Origin of the sequence: Streptomyces sp. NPDC059582 (assembly GCF_042735715.1) — a bacterium.
Taxonomy (GTDB): domain Bacteria; phylum Actinomycetota; class Actinomycetes; order Streptomycetales; family Streptomycetaceae; genus Streptomyces.
In genome coordinates this window covers 24,546-32,644 of record NZ_JBHWCC010000077.1, presented here as the reverse complement: position 1 = coordinate 32,644, position 8,099 = coordinate 24,546, and the positions used below count along the sequence as shown (strand labels likewise).

At 67.6% G+C, this 8,099-nt stretch carries 8 protein-coding genes and 1 rRNA gene; all 9 read left to right on the top strand.

The window, feature by feature from the left end; genetic code table 11:
- A 5S ribosomal RNA gene (rrf, locus tag ACFV0T_RS38965) occupies positions 1-95 on the top strand; the annotation flags it as partial.
- A gap of 108 nt (positions 96-203) precedes the next feature.
- Positions 204-812, top strand: coding sequence for a CDP-alcohol phosphatidyltransferase family protein (locus ACFV0T_RS38960; RefSeq protein WP_385789783.1), 609 nt, complete (start codon positions 204-206; stop codon positions 810-812).
- A 113-nt stretch (positions 813-925) separates the two neighbouring features.
- A complete protein-coding gene (locus ACFV0T_RS38955) occupies positions 926-3,421 on the top strand; it encodes a sugar phosphate nucleotidyltransferase (protein ID WP_385789780.1) in 2,496 nt (831 codons plus the stop codon).
- Between the two features lie 167 nt (positions 3,422-3,588).
- On the top strand, positions 3,589-4,425 hold the full coding sequence (locus ACFV0T_RS38950) for a DUF881 domain-containing protein (RefSeq protein ID WP_385789778.1): 837 nt from the start codon (positions 3,589-3,591) through the stop codon (positions 4,423-4,425).
- On the top strand, positions 4,422-4,754 hold the full coding sequence (locus ACFV0T_RS38945; RefSeq protein ID WP_003988855.1) for a small basic family protein: 333 nt from the start codon (positions 4,422-4,424) through the stop codon (positions 4,752-4,754). Before ACFV0T_RS38950 ends, ACFV0T_RS38945 begins: the two co-directional genes overlap by 4 nt.
- An 8-nt stretch (positions 4,755-4,762) precedes the next feature.
- A complete protein-coding gene (locus ACFV0T_RS38940) occupies positions 4,763-5,605 on the top strand; it encodes a DUF881 domain-containing protein (RefSeq protein WP_385789776.1) in 843 nt (280 codons plus the stop codon).
- A 61-nt stretch (positions 5,606-5,666) separates the two neighbouring features.
- Complete coding sequence (locus ACFV0T_RS38935; protein ID WP_385789775.1) at positions 5,667-6,569, top strand: FHA domain-containing protein; 903 nt, start codon at positions 5,667-5,669, stop codon at positions 6,567-6,569.
- 43 nt (positions 6,570-6,612) lie between these two features.
- Complete coding sequence (locus ACFV0T_RS38930; protein ID WP_385789773.1) at positions 6,613-7,350, top strand: MerR family transcriptional regulator; 738 nt, start codon at positions 6,613-6,615, stop codon at positions 7,348-7,350.
- A gap of 84 nt (positions 7,351-7,434) precedes the next feature.
- Positions 7,435-7,908, top strand: a complete 474-nt coding sequence (locus ACFV0T_RS38925) for a bifunctional nuclease family protein (protein WP_385789771.1) — start codon at positions 7,435-7,437, stop codon at positions 7,906-7,908.
- Positions 7,909-8,099: the final 191 nt, after the last annotated feature.

The following is an 8,099-nucleotide window of genomic DNA, read 5'->3' as shown; positions in this document are numbered from 1 at the left end:
AAACGCCCGGTTACATTCCGAACCCGGAAGCTAAGCCTTACAGCGCCGATGGTACTGCAGGGGGGACCCTGTGGGAGAGTAGGACGCCGCCGAACTCCTTTTAGAGCTCTGGCTCTTGGGCACCAGCCCGAGAGCCAGAGCTTTTTTGCGTTGAGGTAGGGTCAGTGAGCATCACTGGCTCATTTTCTACTGGAGGCCCCCGGGTGGAGGTCCAGGAGACCCGTGTTCAGACAGACCGGGTCCTCACCATCCCGAACATCCTGAGCATGGCTCGGCTCGTCGGCGTGCCCGTCTTCCTGTGGCTCATCCTCAGGCCCGAGTTCGGGGGCCCGAAGAGCGACGGTTGGGCCTTGCTCATCCTGGCTCTGAGCGGGGTCACCGACTACCTGGACGGCAAGCTCGCGCGACGCTGGAACCAGATCAGCAGCCTCGGCCGGCTCCTCGACCCCGCGGCCGACCGGCTCTACATTCTCTCCACCCTGGTCGGGCTCACCTGGCGGGAGATTCTCCCGCTGTGGTTGACCGCCGCACTTCTGGCGCGTGAGCTGGTCCTGCTGGTGATGGTGGGCGTCCTCAGGCGGCACGGCTATCCGCCGCCCCAGGTCAACTTCCTGGGCAAGGCAGCCACTTTCAACCTGATGTACGCCTTCCCGTTGCTCCTCCTCAGCGACGGAAGCGGCTGGATCGCGTCACTGGCCGCTGTTTTCGGATGGGCGTTCGCGGTATGGGGTACAACCCTGTATTGGTGGGCAGGAGTCCTCTACGTGGTACAGGTCCGCCGTCTGGTTCGTGCGGACGCCATGGCCGACTGAGCTCGCCCTGGGGCGGTAGCGGTGGCTCGATGGCCCGTTGCGGAAAAGTGCGGGACAATCAGGACGGGTGAAGTCGGCTAGACCGTCGTCTCTTAGAGGAGGACGCTTCCGACATGAAGGCCGTCGTGATGGCTGGCGGCGAAGGCACGCGCCTTCGCCCCATGACCTCGAGCATGCCCAAACCGCTCCTGCCGGTGGTCAACCGGCCGATCATGGAGCACGTTCTGCGGCTGCTCAAAAGGCATGGGCTCAACGAGACCGTCGTAACGGTGCAGTTCCTGGCATCGCTCGTCAAGAACTACTTCGGAGACGGCGAAGAGCTCGGGATGGAACTCACCTATGCCAATGAGGAGAAGCCACTCGGTACCGCCGGAAGCGTCAAGAACGCCGAGGAAGCGTTGAAGGACGACGCTTTCCTTGTCATCTCCGGCGATGCCCTGACCGACTTCGACCTCACTGAGCTGATCAACTTCCACAAGGAAAAGGGCGCGCTCGTCACCGTCTGTCTGACGCGCGTACCGAATCCGCTGGAATTCGGTATCACCATCGTCGATGAAGAGGGCAAGGTCGAACGCTTCCTCGAGAAGCCGACCTGGGGGCAGGTCTTCTCGGACACCGTGAACACGGGCATCTATGTGATGGAGCCCGAAGTGTTCGACTACGTCGACCCCGACGTACCCGTCGACTGGTCCGGCGACGTCTTCCCTCAGCTGATGAAGGAGGGCAAGCCGATCTACGGCTATATCGCCGAGGGCTACTGGGAGGACGTCGGCACGCACGAGAGCTATGTGAAGGCGCAGGCCGACGTCCTGGAGGGAAAGGTCGACGTCGAGCTCGACGGGTTCGAGATCTCCCCGGGAGTCTGGGTGGCGGAGGGTGCCGAGGTGCATCCGGACGCCGTGCTGCGGGGTCCTCTCTACATCGGCGACTATGCCAAGGTCGAGGCCGGCGCCGAGATCCGCGAGCACACCGTCGTGGGCTCGAACGTCGTCGTGAAGTCCGGGGCCTTCCTGCACAGAGCTGTGGTGCACGACAACGTCTACGTGGGTCAGCACAGCAATCTGCGCGGCTGTGTGGTCGGCAAGAACACCGACATCATGCGGGCCGCCAGGATCGAGGACGGCGCGGTCATCGGTGACGAGTGCCTGATCGGTGAAGAATCGATCGTGCAGGGCAATGTGCGGGTCTACCCGTTCAAGACCATCGAGGCGGGTGCTTTCGTCAACACCTCGGTGATCTGGGAGTCGCGGGGACAGGCGAACCTGTTCGGTGCCCGCGGGGTGTCCGGAATCCTGAACGTGGAGATCACACCGGAGCTCGCCGTGCGGCTCGCCGGAGCCTATGCGACGACGCTCAAGAAGGGCTCCACGGTCACCACGGCCCGTGACCACTCCCGTGGTGCCCGCGCGCTGAAGCGGGCCGTCATCTCGGCGCTCCAGGCCAGTGCCATCGACGTCCGCGACCTGGAGAACGTGCCACTGCCGGTCGCCCGGCAGCAGACCGCGCGGGGCAGTGCCGGCGGGATCATGATCAGGACCTCGCCCGGTGTGCCGGACTCCGTGGACATCATGTTCTTCGACGGACAGGGCGCGGACCTCTCACAGGCCAGCCAGCGGAAGCTGGACCGGGTGTTCGCGCGGCAGGAGTACCGGCGCGCGTTCCCGGGAGAGATCGGCGACCTGTACTTCCCGGCCAGTGTCTTCGACTCGTACACCGGGTCGCTGCTGCGCAACGTCGACACGACCGGCATCGCCGAATCCGGGCTGAAGGTCGTGGTCGACGCGTCGAACGGCTCGGCGGGGCTCGTCCTGCCCAGCCTGCTCGGCAAGCTCGGAGTGGACTCGCTGACCGTCAACCCCGGTCTCGACGAGTCCAGGCCGACGGAGAGCGCCGATGTGCGGCGGTCGGGGCTGGTGCGACTCGGGGAGATCGTCGCGTCCTCCAGGGCCGCGTTCGGAGTGCGGTTCGACCCGGTCGGTGAGCGGCTGTCGCTCGTCGACGAGAAGGGGCGGATCGTGGAGGACGACCGGGCGCTGCTCGTGATGCTCGACCTGGTGGCGGCGGAGCGGCGCAGCGGCCGGGTGGCGCTGCCGGTGACCACGACCCGGATCGCGGAGCAGGTGGCGGCCTACCACGGGACCCAGGTGGAGTGGACGACGACCTCGCCCGACGACCTGACCCGGGTCGGACGGGACGAGACGACGATCTTCGGCGGCGACGGCAAGGGTGGGTTCATCGTCCCGGAGTTCAGCAGCGTCTTCGACGGTACGGCCGCGTTCGTACGGTTGATCGGGCTGGTGGCGCGGACCCAGCTCACGCTGAGCCAGATCGACGCGCGGATCCCGCGGGCGCACGTCCTCAAGCGGGATCTGGCGACTCCGTGGGCGGTCAAGGGGCTGGTGATGCGGCGGGTCGTCGAGGAGGCCGGAGACCGCTCCGTGGACACCACCGACGGGGTGCGGGTCGTGGAGACCGACGGGCGCTGGGTGATGGTGCTGCCCGACCCGGCCGAGGCGGTCACCCACCTGTGGGCGGAGGGGCCGGACGACGCCTCCGCACAGGCTCTGCTCGACGAGTGGTCGGCCGTCGTGGACAGCGCAGGGCGCTGAAACACCCGGTACGCGTGCGTGCCGGACAAGTGTCCCCAAGGGGGCCTGTCCGGCACGCCGGTGGGGCCGTTCGGAGGTAGTGGTCGCGACATGCGACGATGTGCGGCATGCCGCAGCAGCCCCCCGTTCGGAGCACATTCACGCGCCCGTCGCGTCCGGACGCCTCCATGTCGCTGCTCACCAACGTCATGGATCACAGCCTCGACGACGGATACGCCGAGGCCGCCGCCCGGAAGACGGCCGCGGGCGCCGGCGGCCTTCCCAGGACTCTCAGCGCGAAGCTCGGTCTGGCGGTCGGCCTGGTGCTCGCCGCGCTGGTCGTGACGGTCGGCGCGGCACAGGCCCGGGTCGCGGCTCCGGTGGTGGCCAAGGAGCGCCAGGAGCTGATCGACCGCATCGACCGTGAGACGGAGGCGGCGGACAAGCTCGAGGGGTCCGTCGACAAGCTCAGGGACGACGTGGGCGCCCGGCAGCGCGAGGCGCTCAGCCAGAGCGGCGGCGGTGATCAGTCCGAGTTGTTGGGCATTCTCTCGGGCGCCGCCGAGGTGCGCGGACCCGGTGTGAAACTGGTCGTGAACGACGCCAAGGAAGCCACCACCGGTGGTGACGGCGACCCGCGCGAGACGTCCGGTTTCACGGACACCGGGCGGGTACGCGACCGGGACATGCAGCGCGTGGTGAACGGGCTGTGGGAGTCGGGTGCCGAGGCGATCTCCATCAATGGACAGCGGCTGACCGCGCTGTCGGCGATCAGGGCCGCGGGCGACGCGATACTGGTCGACAACAAGCCGTTGGTGCCGCCGTACACGGTCCTCGCGGTGGGGGACGGGAAGCGGCTGAGCACCAGGTTCCAGAACAGTGCCGACGGCCTGTATCTGAACGCCCTCCAGGAGAATTTCGGCATCCGGACCAGCATCTCCACGGAGGGTGACCTCCGGCTGCCCGCCGCACCGAGTGTGATCGTACGTACCGCACAGCCGATAACCGAGAAGGGCACATCGTGATCGCCGTACTGGGCCTCGTCGTGGGAGTCGTGGCCGGCCTGTTGGTCCGGCCTGAGGTTCCGGCGGTCGTCGAGCCTTATCTGCCGATCGCCGTCGTGGCGGCGCTGGACGCCGTCTTCGGTGGTCTGCGGGCCATGCTCGACGGGATCTTCGACGACAAGGTCTTCGTGGTGTCGTTCCTGTCGAACGTGGTCGTGGCCGCGTTGATCGTCTTCCTGGGCGACAAGTTGGGCGTGGGTGCCCAGCTGTCCACGGGTGTCGTGGTCGTCCTCGGCATCCGGATCTTCTCCAACGCCGCGGCCATCCGCCGGCACGTCTTCCGGGCGTGAGACCACCGATGAGCAACGAGGACGAGCGGCCCGAGCCCGAGCACCGGCTGCGCAAGGAACTGCCCGACGAGGTGCCCGCGCGGGCACCTGAGGCCGCGCAGCCCGCGGAGGAGCCGTCGGGCCCCGCCCTGACCGGCCGCCAGCGGCTCGTGAAGGGATTGTGGCCGCCGCGCGTGTCCCGCGCCCAACTCATCGTGGCCGTGCTGCTGTTCGGTCTGGGGTTCGGGCTGGCCGTGCAGGTGGCGTCGAACAGTGACAACGACAGCGCGCTGCGTGGCGCGCGCCAGGAAGATCTTGTTCGTATTCTCGATGAACTCGACGACCGTACTCAGCGTCTTGAGGACGAGAAGCAAGGTCTGGAGAAGCAGCGCGACGAGCTGGAGAACAGCTCCGACCAGGCCGAGGAGGCCCGTAAGCAGACGCTGGAGAGGGAGCGGCAACTCGGCATCCTCGCGGGCACGGTGGCCGCGCAGGGGCCGGGCATCACGATGACGATCGAGGACACGAAGGGGACGGTCCAGGCGGACATGCTGCTCGACGCGATCCAGGAGCTGCGCGCGGCCGGCGCCGAGGCGATCCAGGTGAACGGTGTGCGCGTGGTCGCCGGCACGTATCTGTCGGAATCAGGCAAGAGCGTGAGCGTCGACGGGAACAAGATCAACGCTCCGTATCGTTTCAAGGTCATCGGCAAGCCGCAGGATCTCGAACCGGCGCTCAACATCCCTGGAGGCGTGGTGCAGACAATGGAGAAGGAGCAGGCCACGGTTACCGTGGAGCGTTCGAGCATGATCGTCGTCGACGCCTTGCGAGCGGCGAAGCGGCCTGACTACGCTCGGTCGTCCTCCTCGTGAACCGGGGGTGCATGGGGGTCGTCACGCGAGGGCACGAGGTTGCGGGGGGTCGGCGCACCGAATGGGTGGTGCGTGGTGGAAACTGTCAGGTGGATACGGACGTTGTGAAGATGTCCGGGTCGACCGGTGTATTGAGTCAGGGTTCGTCCTGCCCCACGGGCGGGTCTGTTTCGGTCAAGGGGAATCGCCCGTGAAGTTGTTTGCGAAGTTGTTCGGCAAGAGCGCGCGAGAGGGTGGCGACAACGCCACCGCTCGCCATCGCGCACAGCCTGACGCGGAGGGCCAGCGGCCGCTGTTCCGGGACCAGGTGGCTGGTCCGGGCGGTGACATTTCAGGTGGTCAGGGCGCGCCGTCTGTTGACCCTGCCCAGTCCGGCGGCATAGGTTTCGGGCAACCGCCAACCTCAAGTACGGGTGGAGGGTTTTCCGTGTCGGCCCTGGTGTGTACGAGGTGCGGTCACCGTAACGGTGAGAACAGCCGCTTCTGTTCCAACTGCGGCGCGCCGCTGCGTCCCGGTGTGACGCCCGAGCGGCCGTCGGAGACGACGTCCACGATCTCGATCTCCGGAATCGAGGCCTACGACGCCGAAGTCACCGGTCAGACGGCGGTTCCGGCGCTGTCGCCGGAGGCGCAGGCGGCCGTCGACGCACTGCCGCTGGGCTCCGCCCTGCTGGTCGTGCGCCGGGGTCCGAACTCGGGCAGCCGCTTCCTTCTGGACGGTGAGCTGACCACGGCGGGGCGTCACCCGCAGAGCGACATCTTCCTCGACGACGTGACGGTGTCGCGTCGGCATGTGGAGTTCCGGCGTGGCCAGGACGGCACGTTCACGGTCGCCGACGTGGGCAGCCTCAACGGCACGTACGTCAACCGCGAGCGGATCGACCAGGTCCCTCTGTCGAACGGGGACGAGGTACAGATCGGCAAGTACCGGCTGGTCTTCTACGCGAGCCAGCGAGGCTACTGACCGTCCCCCGGACGTCGTCCGGGGGGATCCCCAGGGAAGGTCCATGCTTCGAACACCGGGCGGCGGTGCCGGACACGGCATCGCCGCGGCGGACAGTGGGCTGATGAGTATCGGCACGGTGCTGAACGTGCTGCGCGAGGAGTTCCCCGAGGTCACCATCTCGAAGATCCGATTCCTGGAGTCGGAGGGCCTCATCGAGCCGCAGCGGACCCCCTCGGGGTATCGCAAGTTCAGCGCCCAGGATGTCGAGCGCCTCGGTCACGTCCTGAGGATGCAGCGGGACCACTATCTTCCCCTCAAGGTGATCCGTGAGCACCTTGAGGCGATGGAGCGCGGTGAGGCCGTGCGGCTGCCCGCGGTGGGGCGCCAGCGGGACGGTGAGGCCGTGCCGGAGGTGCCGGAGGCGTTCGGGGCAGCCCGGATCGGCCGTGCCGAGCTGCTGGCCGCGGCTGAGATCGGTGAGCAGGAACTCGAGGAGTGGCAGTCCTACGGGCTGATCACCCCGCTGGAGGGCGGGGTGTACGACGCCGAGGCGGTGACCGTGGCCACGCTGGTCACCGAGCTCGGACGGTTCGGGATCGAGCCACGGCATCTGCGGGTGATGAAAGCCGCCGCGGACCGTGAGGCGGGGCTCGTGGACCAGGTGGTCGCGCCGCTCAAGCGGCACCGCAACCCGCAGACCAGGGCACACGCGGAGGACCGCACCAAGGAGCTGGCGGGGCTCACCGTGAAGCTGCACGCGGCGCTGGTGCAGACCGCGCTCGGGGTCCGGCTGCCCTGAACCGGGTGGTCGCGCGCGGCGTGATCGGGCGCCCGTTCCGGGCCCGACTACCCAAACGTCCCGGGCACGGCCTAGGGTTGCTGTGTGAACGAGCTCGATGTCGTAGGTGTCCGGGTCGAAATGCCCTCCAACCAACCGATCGTGCTCCTGCGTGAAGTGGGAGGCGACCGTTACCTCCCCATCTGGATCGGGCCGGGGGAGGCGACGGCGATCGCCTTCGCCCAGCAGGGCATGGCCCCCGCGCGACCGCTGACCCACGACCTGTTCAAGGACGTGCTGGAAGCCGTCGGTCAGGAGCTCACCGAAGTACGCATCACGGACCTGCGTGAGGGCGTCTTCTACGCGGAGCTGGTCTTCGCCAGTGGGATCGAGGTCAGTGCCCGTCCCTCCGACGCCATAGCGCTGGCGCTGCGCACCGGGACGCCGATCTACGGCAGCGACACGGTGCTCGACGACGCCGGCATCGCGATCCCGGACGAGCAGGAGGACGAGGTGGAGAAGTTCCGCGAGTTCCTCGACCAGATCTCGCCCGAGGACTTCGGCAGCAGCAGCCAGTAGGCCGGTGCGACAGCGGGGCGCCGTGGGGCCGGGCCGCCGGTGATGGGCCAGAACGGGCGGCAATTGCCAGCGGCGAGTGAGAGCGTCCTGCGGCTCCCTCCGAGCGCATTCGGCTAGCCTTTCCCCGCGGTGGGGTACGGGAAACCACTCCTAGGGTGATTATCACTCGGCGTGCCGAGTGTGGCGATCGT